Origin of the sequence: Ruegeria sp. THAF33, from assembly GCF_009363615.1 — a bacterium.
In the GTDB taxonomy this organism is placed as follows: domain Bacteria; phylum Pseudomonadota; class Alphaproteobacteria; order Rhodobacterales; family Rhodobacteraceae; genus Ruegeria.
Genome location: NZ_CP045384.1, coordinates 538,697 through 561,711, shown reverse-complemented (window position 1 = coordinate 561,711; position 23,015 = coordinate 538,697). Strand labels below are relative to the sequence as shown.

Genomic DNA, 23,015 nt, shown 5'->3' with positions numbered 1-23,015 from the left:
ATGAGCCGATTGGATTCCATGCTGCGCCGACTGACGGCCCAACGTGACGGACTGAACTGGGCGGCCGAGCGGATCAGTGGCCAGCCGGGGGATGTGCTGGATATGGGCCTGGGCAATGGCCGCACCTATGACCATCTGCGTGAAATCCTGCCAGAGCGCCGGATCTGGGTGATGGACCGGGTCCTGCAATGCCATCCGGACAGCACCCCCCCGGCCGAGGATTTCCTGCAAGGTGAGGCTGAACCGATGCTGCTCAGACTGGCGGCCGACGGGCATAGGATCGCGCTGGCGCATTACGATTTCGGACGCGGCATCAAGCACGAGGACGTCGCCGAAGCAGAGCGTCTCAGCCCGCTGATCGCAAAAGTCATGCAGCCCGGAGGGTTGTTGATTTCAGGTCAGCCCCTGGTCGGCTTTGCCCAGATCCAGGGGCCCAAGACAATCGCCCCGGACCGTTACCTGTTCTACACGGCCTGATTACGCCACGCGTCGACCGCGCACCCAGACCGAACTCGGGACGGGTACACCCGCGCGCATCCGGAAGCGGATGACATCGGCGCGGGCGTCGGCGCGCAACTCGCCCCGCTCCTCCAACCCTGCGGCCCGAGCCGGGGCCAGCGTTACTGTCTTCATCCCCCGCGCCATGTCGCCCCAGATCTCGCCCAGCCTAACCGCCGAAAGCAACAAGGCCGACGGCACATAATCCGAAGACAGGATGTCCAGATACCCAAGCTGGGCCAGCTCGTAGGCAGCAACATTGCCTGAATGCGACCCCCCGCGGATTATGTTCGGCGCGCCCATCATGACCCGAATGTCGTTCTTGTGGCAGGCGCGTGCCGCTTCGACGGTTGTGGGGAACTCGGCCAGACGGATGCCGTGACCTGCGGACACTTTCACCTGATCTTCAGTCGTGTCGTCATGGCTGGCCAATACTGCTCCGAAACGGCGGGCAGCTTTGACAGCTTCGACCTCGTGCAGTGCGCCATTGCGATCTCGAAGCCCTTTCAATTGCGCCACGTGCTGAAAGAACGTGTCATCATCCATGGCATATTTGCCCTTCAGAAAGGTCTCCAGCTTGCCCATATCTCGAAACTGACGCTGACCGGGCGTGTGATCCATTATGGACACAATACCAACCCTGTCTTCCGCTCCAAATTCGCTCAGCTCTTCAACCAGAGTTTCCGAACACACCTCGGCCCGCAAGTGCAGAAAGTGGCTGATCTTGAGCGCATCCTGTTCGCGCAGATCCCACAGCTCCTGCGACAGGCCTCGGGCGTATTTCCCATACCGCCGCGCGCCCGACGGGATCGATCCAACCCGCATGGCATCGAACACTGTCGTGATCCCGGCGCCGGCCAATTCCGCATCATGCGCAAGAATTGCGGCGGCATGGGGCCAGTTCACCTGTGGGCGCGGTTGAATGTGACGTTCAAGGTTGTCCGTGTGCAACTCGACAAGGCCGGGGCTGACATAGTCGCCTTCGCAATCTATCGCGCCCGCGGGAACCCCGCTTCCGGTGTCGATTTCAGCGATGGCCTCACCCACTATCCGGACACTGCCGGTTACGGTTTCGTTCGGCAATACAAGCGTGGCATTGGCAAGGATCAAGTCTTCTGTCATCTGAACTTCACGCATGTTGAGACCGAGGAAGGCCACGCAAAAGGAGGCCGATATGACATTCACGCGATACGCGATCTATTTTGCGCCGCCCGCGGGAAAGGAATGGGCGAAATTTGCAACAAGCTGGCTGGGTTGGGACATCGAGGCGGGAAAGCCGGTTGCCCATCCGATTGTCGAAGGAATCGACGTTGCCGCCGTCACGGAGGTGCCGCGCAAGTACGGGCTGCACGCGACACTGAAGCCACCGTTCAGACTGCGCGACGGCAAAACATTCGAAGCCCTGCAAGAGGCGTGCAGCTCGCTCGCCTCCCGCCAACCACCTGTGTCGCTGGATGGCCTGGAGATCGCCCGGTTTGGGCGTTTTCTGGCCCTGCGTCCACTGGGTGAGATCCAGGCGCTGAATGCGCTTGCCGCGGCCTGTGTTCGGGAATTGGACTGTTTTCGTGCGCCCACCTCTGGGGCCGAACTGGCCCGCCGCCGCGCCGCCGGGTTGACCCCAGAGCAAGACGCCAACCTGGCTCAGTGGGGCTATCCTTACGTACTGGACGCGTTCCGCTTTCACATCACGCTGAGCGGCAAGCTGGACAAACCAACCCTGAGAGCAACTCGGAACGCGCTGCAAACCCGTCTGGTCCCATTGCTGCCGCAGCCCTTCCAGATCACGGATCTGGCCCTTGCGGGCGAGGCTGAGGACGGGCGCTTCCACCTTATCCATCGCTACGGGCTTTCCGGTTGAAGGTGCGACAGGATTTCGGCAACCGTATCTTCCATCGCACCGGAGTTGTCGATTTCCAGGACCTGGTTCAAACCGTTGGGCAAAGACGTTTGGGCCCGGTCCAGACGCCGCGTCTGTTCCGCCTTGCTTTCCCGCCCTCTTAAGGACAAGCGTTCGGACAGAACCTCGGGCTTTGCCGTCAGGGAAATCACGATCAGATCACCAAACACCTCCTGCGCCTCAAGCAACACCGTTCGTGACAGGTTGACCAAAACGGCCTCGGCCACCTGCCGCTGCCGCGTGATCGTCTTCGGCACACCGTAATACAGCCCATGCGCATGCCAACTCAGCGCAAACGCGCCATCCCGTTCCATCCGCTGAAATGTTTCGGCCGAGACGCGGTCGAAATCTTCGCCGTCTTCGCCTTCGGGACGGGTAATCACCCGCCGCAGCCTCTGAACACCCGGCGTCCGGGCCACCAGCGCGTTCATTACGCTGTCCTTTCCGACCCCCGAAGGACCCACGACCGCTATGACCGGAGCAAGCGTCATGCAGCCATCCCCGGCGTGAAGTCCGAGACATCGACCTCGCGGTCACAGACCCGTTCGCGCGCGTCGAGATCGTGAAAAATCCCGACAATCGTCACGCCATTGTTCTTGGCCTCTTCGATCAGGGACAAAACGGTTTCCCGGTTCTGCGCATCCAGGCTTGCGGTCGGTTCATCCAACAGCATTGCCGGATATTCATGCGCAAAGCCCCGCGCAATGTTCACTCTCTGCTTTTCGCCGCCCGAGAAGGTCGTCGGGCTGAGGGTCCACAGACGTTCGGGAATATTCAGCCGTTTCAGCAACCCGGCTGCCCTGTCCATTGCCACTTGCCTGTCACAGCCCACGGCCAGCAGCGGCTCTGCCACAACGTCCAACGCCGACACCCGAGGCACGACCCGCAGGAACTGGCTGACATAGCCCAAGGTGTCACGACGCAGCAACAAGATCTGCCGCGGTTCAGCCCTGGCCACGTCCAACCCTGCGACCAGCACCTGACCAGTGGCCGCCAGATAGTTGCCGTAGATCACACGCATCAGCGTGGATTTGCCTGCACCCGACGGCCCGGTCAGGGCGACGCACTCACCCGGCTCCACTTTCAGAGACGCGCCTTTAACCACCGGGATCGTGGCGCCGCCTTGATTGTGCAGGGTGAAGCTTTTGCTGACGTCAACAAGTTCAATCATCGCTTCATCTTTCCCCAAAGCCTCAAACCTGCAAAACGCTGGACACCAGCAACTGCGTATAGGCATGTTGCGGGTCGTCCAGCACCTGATCCGTCAGCCCGGCCTCGACCACGCGACCGCTTTTCATCACCATCAACCGATCCGCCAGCAGACGCACCACGGCAAGATCATGGGTGACGATGATCGCACTCAACCTCATCTCACGCACGAGTCCACGCAACAAATCCAGTAAACGCGCCTGTACCGACACATCCAAACCACCGGTCGGTTCGTCCATGAACACCAGCCGAGGACCTGTCACCAGATTGCGCGCGATCTGCAAACGCTGCTGCATCCCGCCCGAAAACGCGCTGGGGCGGTCATCGACGCGGCTCTCGTCAATCTCGACCCGGCCCAGCCAGTCAATGGCCTTGCCCCGAATGCTGCCATAGTGGCGACCGCCGACAGCCATCAGCCGCTCGCCGATGTTGCCTCCGGCGCTGACAGACATCCGCAACCCGTCGCGCGCGTGTTGGTGGACAAAGGCCCAATCGGTGCGGCTCAGCATCCGGCGCTCTGGCTCGGACATTGTGACCGTATCGACCGGGCCGTCTGCACGGGTATCAAAGATCACCTGCCCGGCATCCGGCTTCAGAAGGCCGGCCATACAGTTGAGCAAGGTCGACTTGCCCGACCCACTTTCACCAACGATCCCCATCACTTCTCCGGGGAAGAGATCAAAATTCACATCCGCACAGCCGATCCGGCGGCCATAGCTTTTCTCAATGCCTTTGACTTGCAACAGAGGGATCATTGCGCGTTCTCTTCAGCCAATCGATCCTCGTAACCCGCCTCGCGGCGTGACCGGCAGTAATCCGTGTCGGAACAAACAAACATCCGGTTGCCCGCGTCATCCGTGATGACCTCGTCCAGATAGCTGTCTTCGGCCCCGCACAGGTCGCAGGGATGATCGGCCTTGGTGGCCTCGAACGGGTAGTCCTCGAAATCGAGGCTCACGACTTTGGTATGCGGAGGCACCGCGTAAATCCGCTGCTCGCGCCCGGCACCAAACAGCTGGATCGCGTCCATCTCAAGCTTTGGATTGTCGAATTTCGGAATTGGGGACGGGTCCATGACATAGCGTCCAGCCACGTTCACCGGATAGGCATAAGCGGTCGAAATCGCCCCGTGCTGGCTGATATCCTCGTACAGTTTCACATGCATCAGCCCGTATTCCTCAAGACTGTGCATCTTGCGCGTCTCGGTCTCGCGCGGTTCCAAAAAGCGCAGAGGTTCCGGAATCGGCACCTGATAAACGATGATCTGGTCTTCGCGCAACTTCGCCTCGGGGATGCGGTGGCGGGTCTGAATGATTGTGGCCTGTTCCGTCTTTTCCGTGGTGGCGACCCCTGCGGTGTTTTCAAAGAACTTGCGAATGGATACGGCGTTGGTCGTGTCGTCTGCGCCCTGATCGATCACCTTGAACGTATCCTCGGGCGTCAACGTCGCGGCTGAAACCTGTGCGCCCCCGGTACCCCAGCCATAGGGCATCGGCATCTCGCGGCTGGCAAACGGCACCTGATACCCCGGTATGGCCAGGCCCTTGAGGATCGCCCGCCGGATCATTCGCTTGGTTTGTTCGTCCAGATAGGCGAAATTGTACGCGCTCATAAGCAGCCTCTTTCTGAAAGAGCGCGTTCAAGCGCGTGCGGCGCGGTGAAGTGGATCCCATCCATGCCCACCGCACGCGCGCCTTCGACATTGTGCGGCCCGTCATCGATGAAAATGCAGTTCTCGGGTGAAAGCCCGGCCCGCTTGCACAGCAGATGGAAAATCTCTGGCTGAGGCTTCAAAAGCTTCTCCTGCCCCGACACGACGGTGACACCAAACACTTCGCCCAATTCGGGATGTGCCCCCACGCCGACAGGCCAGGTTTCCGCTGACCAATTGGTGATCGCGTGAACCGGAGTGCCTTTCTCTTTCAGGCGGTAAAGCAGGCGCCAGCTTCCCTCGATCTTTTGCGGAACGGTTCTGGCATAACGTTCAACGTAAACACTGAGGCGCTGCCGATCTTCCGCATTTTCCAGTTCAGCGGCCAGATCGGCGAACATCTCTCCTCCATCGGCCCGCAGGTTGCGTTCGAGGAAATTGATGCGCGTCAGGAACTCTGCCACCGCCTCGCGGCTGCCCATCTCCTCCAGCCATGCCAGATGCGGATCCCATTTGACCAGCACGTTTCCGATATCAAAAACGACGGCTTTCATTCCATGGCCTCCTCTGACATGCGCTCTTCGGCCTTTCGACGCAGTTTGCGGACCAGTTCCAGCTCGGACTGGAAATCGACGTAATGCGGCAGCTTGATATGTTCGAGAAAGCCGGTGGCCTGAATGTTGTCCGCATGGCTCAGGACAAATTCTTCATCCTGCGCGGGCGCACCAACGTTGTCTTCACCCAACTCTTCCCACCGCAAGGCCCGATCGACCAGCGCCATCGCGATGGATTTTCGTTCAGACTGGCCAAAGACCAGCCCATATCCCCTCGTGAACTGCGGCGGTTCCGTTTTCGAACCGGTGAACTGGTTCACCGTTTCACATTCGGTCAGCTCGACCTCGCCGATGTCGATGGCAAAGCCCAACTCGGGGATGTCCAGCTCAACCACGACCTTGCCGATACGCAATTCTCCGACAAAGGCGTGGTTGCGGGCGTAACCGCGCTGGGTCGAATAAGCCATGCCCAGCACAAAACCCTCATCCCCACGGGTCAGTGACTGAAGGCGCACCGGGCGGGTGGACGGGAACTCCATCGGTTCACGGGTCAGATCGCCCGGAACGTCATCGCGGGCCGGTTCATCCTGAATGATACCCTCATCCTTCAGGAATGCGGTAATATGTGGCGTCGGTTCCAGCCGCATGGGGCCTTCAGGCGCCTTTGGAATTTCGCCCTCGGCCGCCAGCTTGAAATCCAGCAGTCGGTGGGTGTAGTCGAAGGTTGGCCCCAGAACCTGACCACCGGGAACATCTTTGAACGTGGCCGAGATCCGGCGATCACAGGCCATGTCGCCGGTTTTGACGGGATTGGAATAGCCGAAACGAGGCAGGGTCGTGCGGTAAGCGCGGACGAGGAAAATCGCCTCGATCAGATCGCCGCGTGCCTGTTTGATCGCCAGCGCAGCAAGGTCGGGATCGTACAGCGACCCCTCGGCCATGACCCGGTTCACCGCAAGGCTCAACTGTTCACGGATCTGCGCAAGGCTCAGTTCCGCGACATCTGTCGCACCACGGCGTTCTTCGGCAAGCCACGCATGGGCGTTTTCGATGGCTTTTTCGCCCCCTTTGACAGCGACATACATGGCTTACCCCCTGGACCTGATTTGCGTGCTACGCGGCAGAGCCGCGACCGCCTCACCGCAGGTGAAGAAAAAATCACACCCCAAAGGGTAAAGCAGCGCATTGTTCTGAAGAGCCGGAACATCCGACAGAGAAAGCCGCGCCGTGTCCCGGATACCGGGGCCGCTCAGAACCGCACCGTTCTGCTCCAGGCGCCTGCATTCCACAACAAGTGTCGCGGACCGGTCCGGGTATTCCGGCGTCCCGATACGATAGGTGTTTAGCGGCGCCAGTGCATCCCACGTGCCAAGGGCAAAATCAGCCTCTTCCGCCGCCACCATCGGTGTACCCGTGTGAAAGGTCAGCCATTCGCGCACCACATCGGTGTCGGCTTCACCCGCCAGGTGAACGTTTGTCTCGGCGTCGCAAAGCGTCAGAAGCAGTGTGCCGGCCGCAACGGACAGGGGCGCAGGTGGTTCACAGCCAATCAGGGCGCGGATTTCACCCGGACGCGCCATGACGGTCATGGCCGTGCGGAATGCATGTGCCGCATCGACAGGTGCGTCTTGAAAGCCCCCCGAGAACCGCATTTGATCTGGCATCAGTCTTCCCCCCGAGCCAGCGTGAAAAACTCGACCTTGGTGGCCGCTGCCTTTGCTGCGCGCGCTGTCTTGATCGACTGCATTTGCAGTCTCAGCGGATCAAGCAGCCGTTCCTGCAAATCATCCGCAGCGGCCGTCTGCATCATCGCATCAATCAATGCCGCCGCTTCTGCCTTGGATTTCGACCTGCCCTGAACATATCCATGACCGACCGTACCATCCTGCAACACGACCGAGCAGCGCGTAACGGTCATTTCGCCCAGGTTGAACAAAGCGCCGGTTCCTCCGATGCGGCCACGCACCATGACACCACCCACCTCGGGCCTGCGCAGCCATTCGAAACTCGGGCAGTCCTGAATGCCGTCCCACAGCGTCATCAGGGCGGCGTCCGGCGCGCGCGCCAGCAGACCCATCCATTCCTTCCGTGCCTTGATCCCGATTTCCGTCTGGTTTGCCATCAAAGCCTCTTGGACAGGTTGTCTACATGAACTATACAACTAGACAAATATTAACCGACAGGTTGTTAAAACGCAATCTGCGACCGTTTGAAGGTTTGGTGAAATGAGCAAAACGCCGATCTGGAAAAGTATTGCCCTGCGCCTGACGTCGGACATCGCCGAGGGGCGCTATCAAACCGGAGATCGCCTGCCGACCGAAGCCCAGCTGGCCGCCACCTATGGCGTCAACCGCCACACGGTACGGCGCGCTTTGGCTGACATGTCTGATCAGGGTCTGGTGCACGCTCGGCGCGGTGCGGGCGTTTTTGTTGCGGCACGGCCAACGAACTATCCGATCGGCAAAAGGGTGCGCTATCACAAGAACATCTCGGCCAGCGGCAAGATACCGGGCAAGAAAATCCTGGCTTTGACCACGCGCGTCGCCGATGAAGCCGAAGCCGAAGCTCTGGGCCTGAACAAGGGTGATCCGGTGCACGTCTATGACGGATTGTCCCTGGCGGACGGGCAGCCCATAGCCCTGTTTCAGAGCGTTTTCCCCGCGGAACGGTTTCCTGAAATCTTGCAGACACTGACCGAAACCCAGTCGGTAACCAAAGCGCTGCAAGCCTGCGGCGTCAGGGATTACGTCCGCGTGACGACTCGCCTGACCGCGCGCGGGGCGACCGCAACGCAGGCGCTGCAACTTCAATTGCCTGAAGGTGCTCCTGTTCTCTTCTCGGTCGGCGTCAATGCCGACCCGGATGGACGGCCAGTCGAGTACGGCCGCACAGTTTTCGCGGGTGAGCGTGTAACGCTGACCCTGAACGAGGCATAAGCGAACACAGGTTCTCAGCCGCTTCCGACCGCCGGTCCCAGGTCTCAGCCCATTGGGTCAGATGCCGCGCGGTGAGAGTTTTGTGGCAACACGGCGATTGCGGGGGCTATCCATCCCACCGGCGCAGGGGTATACGCATCCGCGACTCTTCAGCTGAAACGAGGCCACCATGAGCTTTGACCGCACCATCAAGATCGCGCCGTCTATCCTGTCCGCCGATTTCGCCAATTTCGGGCAGGAAATTCAGGCCATCGAAGCGCAGGGCGCCGACTGGGTTCATGTTGACGTGATGGATGGCCATTTCGTTCCAAACCTGACCTTTGGCCCTCCGGCCGTGAAAGCTTTTCGCCCGCATGTGAAAACGGTGATGGACGTTCACCTGATGATCACGCCGGTCGATCCCTACATCCAGGCCTATGCCGATGCCGGAGCGGACATTCTGACCGCACATGTCGAGGCTGGCCCTCATACCCATCGCACCTTGCAGGCCATTCGCGGCGCCGGAATGAAGGCCGGCGTTGCCCTGAACCCCGGCACCCCTGCCGAAGCGGTCGAGCATCTGCTGGACCTCACGGATCTGGTTTGCGTGATGACCGTGAACCCCGGCTTTGGGGGCCAGAAATTCATCGACATGACCGGCAAGGTCAAAAAACTGCGTCAGATGATCGGTGATCGTCCGGTGCATATTGAAATCGACGGTGGCGTCGACCCGAAAACCGCTCCGCTTGTGGCAGCGGCAGGTGCGGATGTGCTGGTGGCCGGTTCCGCGGTGTTCAAGGGCGGATCGGTTTCAACCCCACAGGTCTACGGAGACAACATCCGCGCCGTCCGGGCGGCGGCTGAATCAGCGCTGTCCTGATTTGCAATCACCGGCGGCTGTCAGCAAGACTGTCAGCCGCCGGTGCGGATCGCAGCCCTTGTCAAACAAGAACTTAAGCCCGCGCGGAACACGCCCAAATAAGGCGCTCTGCCCGTTTCCTTGACATTGCGGTTGAGAGGATGACAGACGCGCATCACCACCCTTCATCAAACCCAAATGGCGGGAAACATCCCACCTTGACGTTCTTGTTGAGAACCCGCGTGTATTGGTGAGGTTCGCAGGACTTGGCAGGGGGCGAAATGCGACCAGGACCCCAATACGGTTTGTAAAATGGGTGATGAGCCACCGCGCAACGTAAAAACCGATAGACCCTACCCAGTTTCAGGATCGTTTTGGGATTGACCCAGTTCCGCCAACTCGCTCCAAACCGCATCCGGAATAGCCCAGTTGGCCCATTCGAATGTTTGGTCCACATGTTGCGGCCATGTCGCCCCGCAGATTGTTGAAGCAATGTCTGCGTTCTTGACGGAGAACTGCAACGCAAGCGCCCCCAACGGTACATCGTAACGAGAACAGATACTCTCAACTGCACGAACCGGGCCCAGAACGGCTTCGGTCGCCTGCTGATAGACGTAATAATGATGAGCAGAACTTCCCTTGGCCAGAATTCCTCCGGAATAGGGCGCCGCATTCAGAACCGCCACACCTTTGGACCGCGCAAGCTCGATCATTGGAGCGGAATTCACGTTGACCACCGTATGCCTGTTGTGTGTCAGAAGGACGTCAAACTCGCGATCACGCAGCATCGGCATCAGGACGTCAATCCGGCCGCCTGCAAGCCCCACTGCCTTCGCCAGACCTTCTTCCTTGATCCGGAACAGCTCATCAAGTGCACCGCCGGTGCCGGTCACTTCCGAAATATCTGCAGCGTATTCGGGGTCATGTAGATGGAGAATATCCACCTGTTCCACCCCGAGGGCCTGAAGACTTGCTTCAAGTGACCTTCGCGCTTGTGTCGCATCAAACCTGTTGCTCTCCATGTCCCGGTCCAGTTTCGTGGACAGAACCCGGCCTTCAGGCCACCCCCCCAGTTCACGAATGACTTGCCCGATACGCTCTTCACTTCGACCCATCGCGTACCCACGCGCTGTGTCAATGAAGCCATCCGGGCGCTGGAGAATTGCCCATATTGTGTCCAGCGCACGGACTTCGTCTACCTCGTACCCATATATCTGAGGTATGCTTCCCAGGCCTGTTGAACCGAACCCTATTTGCGGCAGCCTGACTCCAGTCCGGCCGATTTCAACATGCTTGGTCATCCCACCATCCTCCCGTACAGTACATTTCTGACTGCAATTTTGTCGAGGGTCGCCGTTCAACGCAAGCTTGGCGTATTGGCGTGCTATCTCGAAATCGAGGGAAGCATGGCATTTGAATCCTAACAAAAAGGGCGCCCCGCCGGACGCCCTTTCCGTCTGATCATTCGCTTGCGCGAATTACTCGATGATTTTCGACACAACGCCGGCGCCGACGGTGCGGCCGCCTTCGCGGATCGCGAAACGCAGGCCGTTTTCCATCGCGATCGGCGCGATCAGCTCAACGCCGAACGACACGTTGTCGCCGGGCATGACCATCTCGGTGCCTTCGGCCAGGGTCACGGTGCCGGTCACGTCCGTGGTCCGGAAGTAGAACTGCGGACGGTAGTTCGCGAAGAACGGGGTGTGACGACCGCCTTCTTCCTTGGTCAGGATATAGGCTTCGGCTTCGAACTTGGTGTGAGGGGTCACCGAACCCGGCTTGCACAGAACCTGGCCACGCTCAACGCCGTCACGGTCAACACCACGCAGCAGCGCGCCGATGTTGTCGCCCGCTTCACCGCGGTCCAGCAGCTTGCGGAACATTTCAACGCCGGTGCAGGTCGTCTTGGTGGTGTCGCGGATGCCGACGATTTCAATCTCGTCACCAACGTTGATCACGCCACGCTCGACACGACCGGTCACAACGGTACCACGACCCGAGATCGAGAACACGTCTTCGATCGGCATCAGGAACGGCTGGTCAACGGCACGCTCGGGGGTGTCGATATACTCATCGACAGCCGCCATCAGCTCGCGGATCTTGTTCTCGCCGATTTCCGGGTTGTTGCCTTCCATCGCCGCCAGAGCCGAACCTGCGATGATCGGGATATCGTCGCCGGGGTAGTCGTAGCTAGACAGCAGTTCGCGAACTTCCATCTCAACCAGTTCCAGCAGCTCTTCGTCGTCAACCTGGTCAACTTTGTTCAGGAACACGACCATCTTCGGGATGCCAACCTGGCGGCCCAGCAGGATGTGCTCGCGCGTCTGCGGCATCGGGCCGTCAGCGGCGTTCACAACCAGGATCGCGCCGTCCATCTGCGCCGCACCAGTGATCATGTTCTTGACGTAGTCAGCGTGGCCGGGGCAGTCGACATGCGCATAGTGGCGGTTGTCGGTCTCGTATTCCACGTGGGCGGTCGAGATGGTGATGCCGCGCGCTTTTTCTTCCGGCGCACCGTCAATCTGGTCATACGCTTTGAAGTCACCGAAATACTTGGTGATCGCTGCGGTCAGCGTGGTCTTGCCGTGGTCAACGTGGCCAATCGTGCCGATGTTGACGTGCGGTTTTGTACGCTCAAACTTTTCCTTTGCCATTCCTCAGGCGCCCTTTTGCGATTTGGGGGACCCTTGGTCCCGTGGTTACATCTGCGCGCGCGAGATATTTGGTTCAAAGGGGAAAATCAAGCACATCCTGAGGGAAATGCGCCGATCACGTTGGATTTTGCGTGACCTCGACAGATTCCAGAGGCTGGATCAGGTCCGGCCTTTTGTCGAACCAGCCATTTTCCTTGTGCTCTTCAGCCAGCCATTCCTCGACACGGTCGGCTATTTTGAGGGCCAGACCGCTCATCTGTTCTTCTTTTGTGCGCTCATGCCCCGATCCTTTGAGGGCACTTCCGCCGGTGGTGTCTTCCAGCACCTGGAATTGCTTACCCTTGGCCAGAAACTCTTTTTTCTTCACGTCATAGACGTTGACCAACACAATCGCAGTGCTTTTGGGGTTGTAGATCACAGGGATCCCCGGCGGGGCCAGCATGTAACCCTCAAGGCTGATGCCAAGGTCATATTCCTGTTTGCCTTCGTAACGCCCCAGACGAATATCAACCGCGTTCTGGATCGCCTTCGTCCATTCGTCAGGTGTGGCGTCCCGCGATACAGGTCCCTGAACGGCCTTGTCCGCAAAGGCATAATTCACACGAAGCTTGAATTCTCCTAGGGATTCAGGCGGCTCATACACCTGTGTCTGTGTGCAAGCGGCCATCAGGGCCAGTCCGGTGATCAGCGTCAGAATGCGCAACATGTCTCGTCTCGATAGGCCTGTTTTTTGTTGATCTAGCGCACCGATACGGGTTGTGCAAAGCCGTATCGGCGGAAATTCACCCGCGCAGCAGCGCGATCACGAAAACTTATAGTCGCGCGGGAAGCCATAGGGCGGTTTTTTCCCGACACTGGCTCGTTTTGCCAGCCATTGCGTCATATCCGCCTCATGTCGGGTCTTGTCGCCGCCCATGGACCATTTCAGGCCTTCTTCCCAGTTGAAGGTCGTTACATCCGACAATCCGCCATCCAGCTCGAGCGTTCCCTGCCGGCCGCGTGCCATATTGTACTTTTGCAAACGCACGCCTTTTCCGCGCGTCATCTCGGGCAGTTCCTGGGTTGGGAAAACCAGGAACTTGCCGTTTTGCGACACCACGGCGACGTGGTCTCCGTCAACCGGCTTGCAGATCATCGCGGTCTCGCCACCCTTGACGTTCAGCACCTGTTTGCCGTTGCGCGTCTGCGCCAGCACGTCATCTTCCGGCACCATAAAGCCGTTGCCCGCGTCCGAGGCCACCAGCAGCTTGCGCCCTGGCTTGTGGATCAGAATGTCGATGATCTGCGCCTCGTTGGGCAGGTCGACCATCAGGCGCAAGGGCTCGCCCATGCCGCGCCCGCCGGGCAGGTTGGCTGCGCTGACGGTATAGAATCGGCCATTCGAGGCAAAGACCAGCAACCGGTCGGTCGTTTCCGCGTGGAAGATGAAACGCGGGCCGTCGCCGTCCTTGAACTTCAACTCACGCTTCAGGTCGATATGGCCGGTCATGGCGCGAATCCAGCCCATTTGCGAGCAGACGACCGTAATCGGTTCCTTGTCGATCATCGCCTCAAGCGGCACTTCCTCGACCTGCCCCGCCTCGGCAAACCGGGTGCGGCGTGCACCGCCTTCGTGGTCTTTGCCAAATGTCTTTTTCGTTTCTTTCAATTGCTCGGCAATCTTGGCCCATTGCAGGGCGGGATCGGCCAGCAGATCTTCGAGATTGGCGCGTTCTTCCATCAGCGCGTCGCGTTCGCGAACCAGCTCCATCTCTTCCAGACGACGCAAGGAGCGCAGGCGCATATTGAGGATGGCGTCGACCTGAACTTCCGACAGCTCACCCTCGCCCGGCTTGGGTGTGACGTAGCCAGATTCATCGGTGGCGCGAACGTGGTCGATGCCCCAGTCCTCGCGCATCAGCGCGGCTTTGGGGTCGTCGTCATAGCGGATGATGTCGATCACACGGTCGAGGTTCAGGAAGGCGACGATAAAGCCTTCGAGCACTTCCAACCGGTGGTCGATCTTGGCCATGCGGTGACGCGAGCGGCGCAGCAGCACCTCTTGCCGGTGATCGAGGAAGGCGCGCAACACTTCCTTCATCGAACAGACCTTGGGCGTCACCCCATCGATCAATACGTTCATGTTCAGGCTGAACCGCACCTCGAGGTCCGAGTTGCGGTATAACATGCCCATCAGCACCTCGGGGTCCACGTTTTTCGAACGCGGTTCAAGGATCAGACGGATATCGTCGGCGGATTCGTCGCGCACATCTGCGAGGATCGGGATTTTCTTGGTCTGGATCAGTTCCGCGATCTTTTCGATCAGCTTGGATTTCTGAACCTGATAGGGAATCTCGGTGACCACGATCTGCCACTGGCCGCGCCCCAGATCCTCGACCTCGAACTTGCAGCGCAGCCGGAACGAGCCGCGCCCTGTGCGATAGGCCTGCGCGATGTTCTCGGGCGGTTCGACGATCACGCCACCGGTCGGAAAATCCGGGCCGGGGACATAGTTCAGCAACGTGTCGTCCCGCGCGTCAGGCGTTTTGATCAGGTGCAGGCAGGCGTCGCAAAGCTCCGAGATGTTGTGCGGTGGGATGTTGGTCGCCATGCCGACGGCGATACCGCTGGCGCCGTTGGCCAAAAGATTCGGAAACTGCGCAGGCAGCACCACCGGTTCAGTCAGCGTGCCATCATAGTTGTCGCGGAAATCCACGGCGTCTTCGTTCAGACCTTCCAGCAGCGCCTCGGCCACGATGGTCATCCGCGCCTCGGTATATCGCGAGGCCGCCGGATTGTCGCCGTCGATATTCCCGAAATTCCCCTGCCCGTCGACCAGCGGGTAACGCACGTTGAAGTCCTGCGCCAGGCGCGCCATTGCGTCGTAAATCGCGGCGTCGCCATGCGGGTGGTAATTGCCCATCACGTCGCCGGAAATCTTGGCGGACTTGCGAAAACCTCCGGTTGCGCTGAGTCGCAGCTCTCTCATCGCATAGAGGATTCGCCGGTGCACCGGCTTCAATCCGTCCCGCGCGTCCGGCAGGGCGCGGTGCATGATGGTGGACAGCGCATAGGTCAGGTAACGCTCGCCTATCGCGCGGCGCAGCGGTTCTGCAACCTCACCCCCGTGGTTGGGGGCCTCCATGTTGGGGTCGTCGATCGTATCGTTCATATATGATGTGATACGACGCAAGAACGCCTTGGTAAAGCAAGCAACGCGTATTTTACTGGGGACAAGTCGGGCTTTTTGCAACAGGGGGAGGCAAGTCGGTGTTTTCCCCGAATTTTCGACTCTGCCCTTCTATTATGCTACCATTCCAACAATTGAATGATTGCTGCCTATTTTGTTGTTACGATTGAATTGGGGGATGCGCCATGACGCGCCTTGTACTTGTTACTTTCGCCGCACTCGGCTGGACTTTTTACGTGATGAGCGGAGGTCCTGACTTTGAGCCGCGCGGAGTCCGCACAGCGGAGCCGGAGCGTGTTGCCATTGCCCCGAGGCCTTCGAAACCAGCTATCGAACCCGCGCCCGCCGAAACTCTGGTCGCGCGTGCTGCGGTAAAGCCCTCGGCGCCGGTCGCACCGGTCACTGAACCCGTGGCCGAGCTGGACGAAGCAGAAACCAAAGCGCTGCTGTCGCAAGTCGCAGCTGGCCTGAAGGCAAACCCCTCACTGTTCGCTGACGAAAACGTCACTCTGACCCTTGCGTCGCTGGAACAGGGTCTGGCCTCTCTCGAACAGGTAACCACCGACGCCGAGCTGCCAACGGTTGAACTGCCCGCCCCTGTCGAGGCCGCCAAGGATATCCGTGAAATTTCGGGAACCCGCGTTAACCTGCGTGATGGGCCGGGGACGATCTATCCGATCATCGGCAAAGCCAGGATCGGCCAGCAGGTTGAGGTATTCGGGGATTCAGGTACCGGCTGGTTGCGCCTGCGCGTGTTGCCGGGGCAACAGGTTGGGTGGATTTCGGCATCACTCGTCCGGAAAACAACGAACTGACATCGAAGTGTCATTGCCCTGCCGCAAACCCCGCCATAGCTATGGGCGGGGATCAGGCTCGGAAGGCATATGCAGAAATCGATTCTTATCACGGGATGCTCGTCAGGCATCGGTCTGGACGCGGCACACGGTATGCGTGCAAGAGGCTGGCGCGTTTTTGCATCCTGCCGCCAGCAACGCGACTGTGATCGCCTACGCGCACAAGGCTTTGAAAGCCCCAGAATCGACTACACTGATGCAGACAGCATTACATCGGGTTTGTCCCACGTTCTCGAGGCTACAGGCGGCTCGCTGGATGCCCTTTTCAACAATGGCGCACATGGCTTGCCCGGCGCGGTTGAGGATGTTCCGACGGATGGCCTGCGCCATATATTTGAGACCAATGTCTTTGGCTGGCACGAGCTGACCCGACAGGTCATTCCCGTCATGCGGGAACAGGGTCATGGCCGGATTGTGCAGTGTTCCTCGGTTCTGGGTCTTGTCGCCTTCCCGTGGCGCGGCGCGTATGTCGCCACAAAATACGCGATCGAAGGGCTGACCGACACGCTGCGGCTGGAACTTCGGGATACCGACATTCACGTCGTCTTGATCGAGCCCGGCCCCATCACCTCAAAACTCCGGGAAAAGGCGATCCCATTGTTCGAGAAATACATCGACTGGGAAAACTCGGCCATTCGGGAGAAGTATGAAGGCTCACTGCTTAAGCGCCTTTATGAAAGCAGTGGGCCAGACCGATTTGAACTGCCCGCCTCTGCCGTCACGGACAAGCTGGCCCATGCGGTCGAGGCCCGACGCCCCAAACCACGTTACTACGTGACCACTCCGACATATATCGCCGGGATACTGCGCCGCATTCTGCCTACAAACGCCACTGATCGAATCCTTTCGGATATCTGAGACGATATTTCCCGTTCGCTTTTCGACGCCCTGACGCTAGATGGGTGGTAATCGAAAAAAACCGGACGGTGACTTCAAATGGACCTTGTGATGGTCATTCTGCTTCTGGCTATGGCGGCAGTTGTCGTAGTGCTGGCCTTAGGCATCGCGAATTTCGGCAAAGGCGGCATGGAAGCGGCCAAGAAAAGCAACAAGATGATGCGCCTGCGCATCCTCTTTCAGTTCATCGCCGTGTTGCTGATCGTGCTTTTCGTGTATCTGCGCGGACAGGGAGTTCAATAAATGGTCGTACTCAACAAAATCTACACACGCACTGGCGATGACGGGAAAACCGCCCTAGGCAATGGAGAGCGCGTGGCAAAATATTCGGGCCGCGTCGCAGCCTATGGCACCGTGGACGAACTGAACGCTTTTGTCGGCGTGGCACGGACCGAGGCCGAAGGTGATGTCGAAACCGCGCTGTCGCGCATTCAAAATGACCTGTTCGATCTGGGCGCCGACTTCTGTCGCCCCGACATGGAAAAAGACGCCGAGGCCGATTATCCCCCCCTACGCATCGTGCCTGCCCAGATCGACCGGTTGGAAGCCGAGATCGACGCAATGAACGAGACGCTGGAACCCCTGCGCAGCTTCATCCTGCCCGGTGGCTCGCGTCTGGCAGCACATCTGCACGTCTGCCGGACCGTTTCACGTCGGGCGGAACGGCTTGCGGTCGAGCTGACGAATATGGAGCCCGTCAACGACGTGGCGGTCAAATACCTCAACCGTCTCAGCGACTGGTTCTTTGTTGCAGCACGCTGCGCAAACGCAAACGGCAAAGACGACGTGTTGTGGGTTCCGGGCGCGAACCGCTGATCGCGAAATACAGAGTCGCGGGTAATATTCTTTCGCCTCTTGGCAAAAAAATTGCAAAACGCGACGTCCCGACGCCATGACGTGACGATTTTGCTCTGTTGTGCCACTGCGGCAGGCGCTATCTAGTCGGTCGAGAGCATTGGTGGAGTCGCCTGCGCGGCTTACCGTTTTTTTGAGGAGAAAGCGCTACAATGAAGGTACTGGTGCCTGTCAAACGCGTGATTGACTACAATGTGAAGGTCCGCGTGAAAGCGGACGGTAGCGGTGTTGATCTCGCCAATGTCAAAATGTCGATGAACCCGTTCGACGAAATTGCAGTAGAGGAAGCGATCCGCCTGAAAGAAGCCGGCAAGGCCGACGAAGTCGTTGCTGTTTCGATCGGCGTAAAGCAGGCGCAGGAAACCTTGCGCACCGCGCTGGCCATGGGTGCCGACCGCGCAATCCTGGTTGTGGCGGCTGACGATGTACACACCGATATCGAGCCTCTGGCCGTTGCCAAGATCCTGGCCAAAGTGGTCGAAGAAGAGCAGCCTGGCATTGTTCTGGCAGGTAAGCAGGCGATCGACAACGACATGAACGCCACCGGCCAGATGCTGTCGGCGCTGTTGGGCTGGTCCCAGGGCACCTTTGCCTCGGAACTGGACATCGAAGGTGACACCGCCAAGGTCACCCGCGAGGTCGATGGCGGGTTGCAGACCATCAGCGTCAAGATGCCCGCCATCATCACCGTTGACCTGCGCCTGAACGAGCCGCGCTATGCGTCGCTGCCCAACATCATGAAGGCGAAGAAGAAGCCGCTGGATGAAAAAACCGCCGCCGACTACGGCGTCGACGTCACGCCGCGTCTGGAAATCGTCAAGACCGAAGAGCCGCCGGCACGCGCGGCAGGCATCATCGTGGGCTCGGTTGACGAGCTGGTCGAGAAACTCAAAGAAGCGGGGGCTGTGTAATGGCTGTACTTCTGCTTGCCGAAGTGAACAACGGCGAACTTGCGATGGATGCGACCGCAAAGGCCGTGACCGCCGCGAAAGTGCTGGGTGACGTAACCGTTCTGGCCGCAGGCGGGTCTGCCGCTGCTGCCGGTGAGGCCGCAGCCAAGATCGACGGTGTCTCCAAGGTGCTGGTCGCCGAAGACCCGTCGCTGGGCCACCGCCTGGCGGAATCGACCGCAGCCCTGATCGTGGGCCTGGCCGATGGCTACGAGCACATCGTGGCACCGGCCACCACCGACGCCAAGAACGTGATGCCCCGCGTTGCAGCCCTGCTGGACGTGATGGTGATCTCGGATGCCTCCGGCGTGGTTGACGGCTCGACCTTCGAGCGCCCGATCTACGCGGGCAACGCGATCCAGACCGTGAAATCGAACGACGCCAAGAAGGTCGTCACCATCCGGACCGCCAGCTTTGACGCCGCCGGCGAAGGCGGCTCGGCCGCGGTTGAGACCGTGTCGGTCGGCGAAAACCCCGGCCTGTCGGAATGGGTCGAGGACAAGGTGGCGGAAAGCGACCGTCCAGAGCTGACCTCGGCTGGCGTCGTTGTTTCGGGCGGCCGTGGTGTCGGCTCAGAAGAGGACTTCAAACTGATCGAAACGCTGGCCGACAAGCTGGGTGCCGCGGTTGGTGCGTCGCGTGCGGCCGTTGACTCGGGCTATGCACCGAACGACTGGCAGGTGGGTCAGACCGGCAAGGTTGTTGCCCCGGATCTGTATGTCGCCGTCGGTATTTCGGGCGCGATCCAGCACCTGGCCGGCATGAAGGACTCGAAGGTCATCGTGGCGATCAACAAAGACGAAGAGGCGCCGATCTTTCAGGTCGCCGATTTCGGCCTGGTCGCAGACCTGTTCCAGGCGGTACCGGAACTGACTGAAAAGCTCGGCTGAACCGGATATCCGGATTGATCCGCAAAGGCCCGCCAACAGGCGGGCCTTTTTCAGTTCAGGTTCCGCAAGGCGATCAGCAGGTGTTCGGCAATTTCTCGATGCGCGGACGGGCCGATCATATGTTCCGCAATCGGCTGCTGAAGCGTCCCGAACATAACATCTTCGAGAGCATCCGATCGAGCGGATACAGCGACCGAAACCTCGACGACATCAGCGCATAGCGGGCGTAGCTGTTCGATCAAGTCGGCATCGGGCACGATATGGTCGACATGCGATCCGGTTTGCCGCTGCACAAGCAGCCAAAGCAGAACCACGCCGGGTTCGATCCGTTCTATCAAGTCCCCGGTGGCGCGTATCCAGACCTCTCGCAGTTCCTGCGCTACGACTTCGAAACGGGCGTCTTCTGTTGCGCTCAGTTGCTCCAACAAATGGCGCACAAAATGGATTTCCGTGAAGTCAACATCCGGGTACAGCCTCAGCAAGTCCGCGGTGGGTTCTAGGAACCGATCGTTGCGACGCGGGTGTACGCGGTAAAACCGGTTCGATTGGCGCAGAAGATCGGGCACCTGCAACACGCATAGGTCTGACTGATTGACCAGATTCAGCACCCCGGGATCAGTGGACAACGCTTCGATTCCGCAAAACAGGCTGCCGAAGTTGACGCATGGCTTTCCCAATCGCTTCTCAAGCACGGCAGGAAACGGGTAATCGACGAATCTGCCGAAAGTTTCCTCTCCTCCCAGACAGGCCACATAGGGCTGATCCAACGTGCCGGGTGGACCCCGGAACCAAAGTTTCGAATTGGCATACTGGCAGGTGGACTCCCTACCGCTGTTTGTCTGATGAAAGCTCATATCAAGCCCCCCGTTTTCTCACCCGGTGCCATCTTGTGGTCATAGATATTGAGATTTTCCTAATGCGCGCATTTGAAGCGAAATTGACCGCCTTGATCCTCTTGCCGCCTGCCCCGGTCTGCCGATACTGTCGCGGTATCCTACAGGGCAAAGGCAGCTGAACATGGAAGTTAAATCGGTCGGGGTGATTGGCGCGGGGCAAATGGGCAACGGCATTGCCCATGTTATGGCGTTGGCGGGATACGACGTCTTGCTGAACGATGTCAGCCAGGATGCTCTGGAAAACGCCATTGCCACGATCGAAGGTAACCTGGCGCGGCAGGCGTCGCGTGGCAAAATCACCGACGAGGCGATGAAGGCTGCGCTGAAACGGATTACGACCACTCTTGATCTGCCGAAACTGGGTCAAACCGATCTGGTTATCGAGGCAGCAACCGAGCGGGAAACGATTAAGCAGGCGATTTTCGAGGACCTCCAACCGCACCTGCTGCCGCATACGATTCTGACGTCAAATACATCCTCGATTTCCATCACCCGCCTGGCAAGCCGCACGGATCGGCCCGAACGGTTCATGGGTTTTCATTTCATGAACCCTGTCCCTGTTATGCAATTGGTGGAATTGATCCGCGGCATCGCCACGGATGAAGAAACTTTCAACGCCTGCAAAGCGGTGGTGGATCGGTTGGGCAAAACGGCGGCCAGCGCCGAGGACTTCCCGGCCTTTATCGTGAACCGGATCCTGATGCCCATGATCAACGAGGCGGTCTACACACTCTATGAAGGTGTGGGGAACGTTCAATCCATCGACCAGTCAATGAAACTTGGGGCGAATCATCCCATGGGCCCGTTGGAATTGGCGGATTTCATCGGGTTGGATACCTGTCTGGCGATCATGAACGTGCTGCATGACGGGTTGGCCGATACCAAATATCGTCCCTGCCCTCTCCTGACGAAATATGTCGAGGCCGGGTGGCTGGGGCGCAAGACCGAGCGCGGTTTTTATGATTACCGAGGCGAAGTTCCGGTGCCGACACGCTGAGGGGGCCGGCCCCCTCGCCCCCGGGATATTTTTGGCCAGATGAAGACGCGGATCAGGTCTGCTCCGACCTACCCAGAGACATGGTGTGATTTCTGAGCCAGGCCATGAAACCGCGCGGATCGCGCTCCAGCAGCTCCATATCGTGGTCCGAAATCGGTTCGCCGATCACCGGCGACTGGGGTTTGTTGCAGGATCGGACGATCTCATGCAGCAACAGTCCCTGCCGTAGAATTGCAGAGACACGGTTGGCGATCTGATACCAACGTGAATTGCAGCCCGGAAAGAAAATCGGCACCACGCGCGCGCCGGAACGGCGGATCATCTTGGCAGTGAACACGTTCCATTCCCGCTCGATCGCAGGCCCGAACCAATCATCCGAGGACATCACAACACCGGATGGGAACAGCGCCACAACGCCGCCGTTTTTGAGATGCTCCATAGCTTTGCCGCGCATTTCCAGCATCTTGGCCTGCGCCTCGGGGTCGTGGGGAAACGGAACCGGAATCATGAATGACGTGGCCGCTTCGTCCAGACCCGTCAGAACCGAACGGGTCAGGATGCGGTAATCGCTGCGTACCCGGCCGATCAGTTCCGCCAGAATCATGCCATCAACCATACCGTGCGGGTGGTTGGCGACGACAACAACCGGGCCGGTCTTGGGAATGCGGTCAATCTGTTCCTGCGGTGTGGTCAGGTCGATTCCCATAGTCTTGAGGGCACCGCCCCAGAACCGCTGGCCGCGGTAGTATTCGTTCTTTTTTTCGAACTTGTTGACCATGCGCAAAATGGTCAGCTTGCCTGTGCACCATTCGATGGCCCGAATGGCGGTCGCTGTCCAGGCATCGTCGAATGAATTCGCATAGGTCAGCGTTCTACGGTCGTAGATCTCACCCTGATCTGTGGTCCCATCCACCACCGGGCTTGTCTTGGTCTCGTGCGTCGTTTCCGCCAATTCCTGGTCTTCCCGTTCTTCCTGTCCCGGCGGGGTGGCTTAGAACCCCTCTCCGAACTTGTCGTTCACAAGCGTTTCCAGAGCTTCTGCCAATGCCTCAGCATCCGGCCCGGACGTCTCGACGTCAATAGTTGTTCCGCGCGATGCTGCCAACATCAAAAGACCCATGATGCTGTCGCCTGATGCAGAAAGTCCGTCTTTTGACACCTCAGCATGTGCATCGAAACCCTCGACAACCTCAACCAGCTTTGCCGAGGCGCGTGCATGCAGGCCCTTTTCATTGATAATTTTCAGGCTTCGGCTCGTCATATTCAATAA

Annotated in this window: 27 protein-coding genes; 11 read left to right on the top strand and 16 right to left on the bottom strand. The window is 59.2% G+C overall.

The genetic code is table 11. From position 1 onward, the window contains the following. Positions 1-477, top strand: a complete 477-nt coding sequence (locus tag FIU92_RS02905; RefSeq protein WP_152457128.1) for a class I SAM-dependent methyltransferase — start codon at positions 1-3, stop codon at positions 475-477. Here FIU92_RS02905 and FIU92_RS02900 read toward each other — a convergent pair whose 3' ends face one another. After that, the gene (locus FIU92_RS02900) at positions 478-1,620 is read right to left on the bottom strand and encodes an alpha-D-ribose 1-methylphosphonate 5-triphosphate diphosphatase (RefSeq protein ID WP_152457127.1); all 1,143 of its coding nucleotides are present in this window, start codon (positions 1,618-1,620) and stop codon (positions 478-480) included. Positions 1,621-1,672: 52 nt separating this feature from the next. On the opposite strand from FIU92_RS02900, the gene FIU92_RS02895 reads away from it, so the two are divergent. After that, the gene (locus tag FIU92_RS02895) at positions 1,673-2,356 is read left to right on the top strand and encodes a DUF1045 domain-containing protein (RefSeq protein WP_152457126.1); all 684 of its coding nucleotides are present in this window, start codon (positions 1,673-1,675) and stop codon (positions 2,354-2,356) included. Here FIU92_RS02895 and phnN read toward each other — a convergent pair. The 8 genes from phnN to phnG are packed head-to-tail and all read right to left on the bottom strand — an operon-like array spanning position 2,338 to position 7,931. Next, positions 2,338-2,886 carry a phosphonate metabolism protein/1,5-bisphosphokinase (PRPP-forming) PhnN gene (gene phnN / locus FIU92_RS02890; protein WP_152457125.1) on the bottom strand — a complete coding sequence of 183 codons (549 nt, stop codon included), beginning with the start codon at positions 2,884-2,886 and terminating at the stop codon, positions 2,338-2,340. The genes FIU92_RS02895 and phnN overlap by 19 nt on opposite strands. Next, positions 2,883-3,566, bottom strand: coding sequence for a phosphonate C-P lyase system protein PhnL (gene phnL, locus FIU92_RS02885; RefSeq protein ID WP_152457124.1), 684 nt, complete (start codon positions 3,564-3,566; stop codon positions 2,883-2,885). The genes phnN and phnL overlap by 4 nt, the downstream gene beginning before the upstream one ends. Before the next feature lie 22 nt (positions 3,567-3,588). After that, positions 3,589-4,359 (bottom strand): phosphonate C-P lyase system protein PhnK, encoded by a 771-nt coding sequence (gene phnK, locus FIU92_RS02880; RefSeq protein WP_152457123.1) that lies wholly within the window; start codon positions 4,357-4,359, stop codon positions 3,589-3,591. Beyond that, positions 4,356-5,216 carry an alpha-D-ribose 1-methylphosphonate 5-phosphate C-P-lyase PhnJ gene (locus FIU92_RS02875; protein WP_152457122.1) on the bottom strand — a complete coding sequence of 287 codons (861 nt, stop codon included), beginning with the start codon at positions 5,214-5,216 and terminating at the stop codon, positions 4,356-4,358. Before FIU92_RS02875 ends, phnK begins: the two co-directional genes overlap by 4 nt. Next, entirely contained in the window at positions 5,213-5,809 is a 597-nt protein-coding gene (locus FIU92_RS02870; protein ID WP_152457121.1) for an HAD family phosphatase, read from the bottom strand. Before FIU92_RS02870 ends, FIU92_RS02875 begins: the two co-directional genes overlap by 4 nt. Beyond that, positions 5,806-6,894 (bottom strand): carbon-phosphorus lyase complex subunit PhnI, encoded by a 1,089-nt coding sequence (locus tag FIU92_RS02865; protein WP_152457120.1) that lies wholly within the window; start codon positions 6,892-6,894, stop codon positions 5,806-5,808. The genes FIU92_RS02870 and FIU92_RS02865 overlap by 4 nt, the downstream gene beginning before the upstream one ends. A 3-nt stretch (positions 6,895-6,897) precedes the next feature. Continuing rightward, positions 6,898-7,473, bottom strand: a complete 576-nt coding sequence (gene phnH / locus FIU92_RS02860) for a phosphonate C-P lyase system protein PhnH (RefSeq protein WP_152457119.1) — start codon at positions 7,471-7,473, stop codon at positions 6,898-6,900. Further along, the gene (gene phnG / locus FIU92_RS02855; RefSeq protein ID WP_152457118.1) at positions 7,473-7,931 is read right to left on the bottom strand and encodes a phosphonate C-P lyase system protein PhnG; all 459 of its coding nucleotides are present in this window, start codon (positions 7,929-7,931) and stop codon (positions 7,473-7,475) included. Before phnG ends, phnH begins: the two co-directional genes overlap by 1 nt. Before the next feature lie 103 nt (positions 7,932-8,034). Between phnG and phnF the strand changes: the two genes are divergently transcribed. Together phnF and rpe are read left to right on the top strand one after the other, a co-directional pair. Then, the gene (phnF, locus tag FIU92_RS02850; protein WP_152457117.1) at positions 8,035-8,745 is read left to right on the top strand and encodes a phosphonate metabolism transcriptional regulator PhnF; all 711 of its coding nucleotides are present in this window, start codon (positions 8,035-8,037) and stop codon (positions 8,743-8,745) included. Between the two features lie 169 nt (positions 8,746-8,914). After that, positions 8,915-9,604, top strand: a complete 690-nt coding sequence (rpe, locus tag FIU92_RS02845) for a ribulose-phosphate 3-epimerase (protein ID WP_152457116.1) — start codon at positions 8,915-8,917, stop codon at positions 9,602-9,604. Between the two features lie 332 nt (positions 9,605-9,936). On the opposite strand, the gene FIU92_RS02840 is transcribed toward rpe, so the two are convergent. The 4 genes from FIU92_RS02840 to parC form a co-directional block, all read right to left on the bottom strand. Next, positions 9,937-10,884 (bottom strand): aldo/keto reductase, encoded by a 948-nt coding sequence (locus tag FIU92_RS02840; protein WP_152457115.1) that lies wholly within the window; start codon positions 10,882-10,884, stop codon positions 9,937-9,939. 177 nt (positions 10,885-11,061) lie between these two features. Further along, positions 11,062-12,237, bottom strand: a complete 1,176-nt coding sequence (gene tuf / locus FIU92_RS02835; protein ID WP_152457114.1) for an elongation factor Tu — start codon at positions 12,235-12,237, stop codon at positions 11,062-11,064. A 115-nt stretch (positions 12,238-12,352) separates the two neighbouring features. Next, positions 12,353-12,943 (bottom strand): hypothetical protein, encoded by a 591-nt coding sequence (locus tag FIU92_RS02830; RefSeq protein ID WP_152457113.1) that lies wholly within the window; start codon positions 12,941-12,943, stop codon positions 12,353-12,355. Between the two features lie 96 nt (positions 12,944-13,039). Then, positions 13,040-15,388, bottom strand: a complete 2,349-nt coding sequence (gene parC, locus FIU92_RS02825) for a DNA topoisomerase IV subunit A (RefSeq protein WP_152457112.1) — start codon at positions 15,386-15,388, stop codon at positions 13,040-13,042. A 203-nt stretch (positions 15,389-15,591) separates the two neighbouring features. Here parC and FIU92_RS02820 point away from each other — a divergent pair, with 203 nt between their 5' ends. From FIU92_RS02820 to FIU92_RS02795, 6 genes are all read left to right on the top strand, one after another. Next, positions 15,592-16,221: an SH3 domain-containing protein gene (locus FIU92_RS02820; RefSeq protein ID WP_254705348.1), complete on the top strand. Its 630-nt coding sequence runs from the start codon at positions 15,592-15,594 to the stop codon at positions 16,219-16,221. Between the two features lie 69 nt (positions 16,222-16,290). Next, entirely contained in the window at positions 16,291-17,118 is an 828-nt protein-coding gene (locus FIU92_RS02815; protein WP_152457111.1) for an SDR family NAD(P)-dependent oxidoreductase, read from the top strand. Between the two features lie 78 nt (positions 17,119-17,196). Continuing rightward, the gene (locus FIU92_RS02810) at positions 17,197-17,400 is read left to right on the top strand and encodes a twin transmembrane helix small protein (RefSeq protein WP_152457110.1); all 204 of its coding nucleotides are present in this window, start codon (positions 17,197-17,199) and stop codon (positions 17,398-17,400) included. Continuing rightward, positions 17,401-17,973 (top strand): cob(I)yrinic acid a,c-diamide adenosyltransferase, encoded by a 573-nt coding sequence (locus FIU92_RS02805; RefSeq protein WP_152457109.1) that lies wholly within the window; start codon positions 17,401-17,403, stop codon positions 17,971-17,973. Positions 17,974-18,164: 191 nt separating this feature from the next. Further along, positions 18,165-18,923, top strand: a complete 759-nt coding sequence (locus tag FIU92_RS02800) for an electron transfer flavoprotein subunit beta/FixA family protein (RefSeq protein WP_152457108.1) — start codon at positions 18,165-18,167, stop codon at positions 18,921-18,923. After that, positions 18,923-19,852 carry an electron transfer flavoprotein subunit alpha/FixB family protein gene (locus FIU92_RS02795; protein ID WP_152457107.1) on the top strand — a complete coding sequence of 310 codons (930 nt, stop codon included), beginning with the start codon at positions 18,923-18,925 and terminating at the stop codon, positions 19,850-19,852. Before FIU92_RS02800 ends, FIU92_RS02795 begins: the two co-directional genes overlap by 1 nt. A gap of 50 nt (positions 19,853-19,902) precedes the next feature. Here the strand turns inward: FIU92_RS02795 and FIU92_RS02790 are convergent, their stop codons facing one another. Then, complete coding sequence (locus tag FIU92_RS02790) at positions 19,903-20,706, bottom strand: DUF6473 family protein (RefSeq protein ID WP_254705347.1); 804 nt, start codon at positions 20,704-20,706, stop codon at positions 19,903-19,905. Between the two features lie 163 nt (positions 20,707-20,869). Here FIU92_RS02790 and FIU92_RS02785 point away from each other — a divergent pair, with 163 nt between their 5' ends. Next, positions 20,870-21,745 (top strand): 3-hydroxybutyryl-CoA dehydrogenase, encoded by an 876-nt coding sequence (locus FIU92_RS02785; protein ID WP_152457106.1) that lies wholly within the window; start codon positions 20,870-20,872, stop codon positions 21,743-21,745. Between the two features lie 52 nt (positions 21,746-21,797). Here the strand turns inward: FIU92_RS02785 and FIU92_RS02780 are convergent, their stop codons facing one another. Further along, a complete protein-coding gene (locus tag FIU92_RS02780; RefSeq protein WP_152457105.1) occupies positions 21,798-22,697 on the bottom strand; it encodes a lysophospholipid acyltransferase family protein in 900 nt (299 codons plus the stop codon). A 39-nt stretch (positions 22,698-22,736) separates the two neighbouring features. Beyond that, positions 22,737-23,006, bottom strand: a complete 270-nt coding sequence (locus tag FIU92_RS02775; protein WP_152457104.1) for an HPr family phosphocarrier protein — start codon at positions 23,004-23,006, stop codon at positions 22,737-22,739. Positions 23,007-23,015: the final 9 nt, after the last annotated feature.

Bases quoted from the DNA above. Each gene is read 5' to 3' on its own strand.
- phnG (WP_152457118.1), bottom strand. From the start codon at position 7,931: ATGGCAAACCAGACGGAAATCGGGATCAAGGCACGGAAGGAATGGATG.
- FIU92_RS02790 (WP_254705347.1), bottom strand. From the start codon at position 20,706: ATGAGCTTTCATCAGACAAACAGCGGTAGGGAGTCCACCTGCCAGTAT.
- phnL (WP_152457124.1), bottom strand. From the start codon at position 3,566: ATGATTGAACTTGTTGACGTCAGCAAAAGCTTCACCCTGCACAATCAA.
- FIU92_RS02800 (WP_152457108.1), top strand. From the start codon at position 18,165: ATGAAGGTACTGGTGCCTGTCAAACGCGTGATTGACTACAATGTGAAG.
- FIU92_RS02785 (WP_152457106.1), top strand. From the start codon at position 20,870: ATGGAAGTTAAATCGGTCGGGGTGATTGGCGCGGGGCAAATGGGCAAC.
- phnN (WP_152457125.1), bottom strand. From the start codon at position 2,886: ATGACGCTTGCTCCGGTCATAGCGGTCGTGGGTCCTTCGGGGGTCGGA.
- FIU92_RS02815 (WP_152457111.1), top strand. From the start codon at position 16,291: ATGCAGAAATCGATTCTTATCACGGGATGCTCGTCAGGCATCGGTCTG.
- phnK (WP_152457123.1), bottom strand. From the start codon at position 4,359: ATGATCCCTCTGTTGCAAGTCAAAGGCATTGAGAAAAGCTATGGCCGC.
- tuf (WP_152457114.1), bottom strand. From the start codon at position 12,237: ATGGCAAAGGAAAAGTTTGAGCGTACAAAACCGCACGTCAACATCGGC.
- FIU92_RS02830 (WP_152457113.1), bottom strand. From the start codon at position 12,943: ATGTTGCGCATTCTGACGCTGATCACCGGACTGGCCCTGATGGCCGCT.
- FIU92_RS02895 (WP_152457126.1), top strand. From the start codon at position 1,673: ATGACATTCACGCGATACGCGATCTATTTTGCGCCGCCCGCGGGAAAG.
- FIU92_RS02870 (WP_152457121.1), bottom strand. From the start codon at position 5,809: ATGAAAGCCGTCGTTTTTGATATCGGAAACGTGCTGGTCAAATGGGAT.
- FIU92_RS02840 (WP_152457115.1), bottom strand. From the start codon at position 10,884: ATGACCAAGCATGTTGAAATCGGCCGGACTGGAGTCAGGCTGCCGCAA.
- phnF (WP_152457117.1), top strand. From the start codon at position 8,035: ATGAGCAAAACGCCGATCTGGAAAAGTATTGCCCTGCGCCTGACGTCG.
- FIU92_RS02805 (WP_152457109.1), top strand. From the start codon at position 17,401: ATGGTCGTACTCAACAAAATCTACACACGCACTGGCGATGACGGGAAA.
- FIU92_RS02875 (WP_152457122.1), bottom strand. From the start codon at position 5,216: ATGAGCGCGTACAATTTCGCCTATCTGGACGAACAAACCAAGCGAATG.
- FIU92_RS02775 (WP_152457104.1), bottom strand. From the start codon at position 23,006: ATGACGAGCCGAAGCCTGAAAATTATCAATGAAAAGGGCCTGCATGCA.
- phnH (WP_152457119.1), bottom strand. From the start codon at position 7,473: ATGCCAGATCAAATGCGGTTCTCGGGGGGCTTTCAAGACGCACCTGTC.
- FIU92_RS02865 (WP_152457120.1), bottom strand. From the start codon at position 6,894: ATGTATGTCGCTGTCAAAGGGGGCGAAAAAGCCATCGAAAACGCCCAT.
- rpe (WP_152457116.1), top strand. From the start codon at position 8,915: ATGAGCTTTGACCGCACCATCAAGATCGCGCCGTCTATCCTGTCCGCC.
- FIU92_RS02900 (WP_152457127.1), bottom strand. From the start codon at position 1,620: ATGACAGAAGACTTGATCCTTGCCAATGCCACGCTTGTATTGCCGAAC.
- parC (WP_152457112.1), bottom strand. From the start codon at position 15,388: ATGAACGATACGATCGACGACCCCAACATGGAGGCCCCCAACCACGGG.
- FIU92_RS02820 (WP_254705348.1), top strand. From the start codon at position 15,592: ATGACGCGCCTTGTACTTGTTACTTTCGCCGCACTCGGCTGGACTTTT.
- FIU92_RS02810 (WP_152457110.1), top strand. From the start codon at position 17,197: ATGGACCTTGTGATGGTCATTCTGCTTCTGGCTATGGCGGCAGTTGTC.
- FIU92_RS02905 (WP_152457128.1), top strand. From the start codon at position 1: ATGAGCCGATTGGATTCCATGCTGCGCCGACTGACGGCCCAACGTGAC.
- FIU92_RS02795 (WP_152457107.1), top strand. From the start codon at position 18,923: ATGGCTGTACTTCTGCTTGCCGAAGTGAACAACGGCGAACTTGCGATG.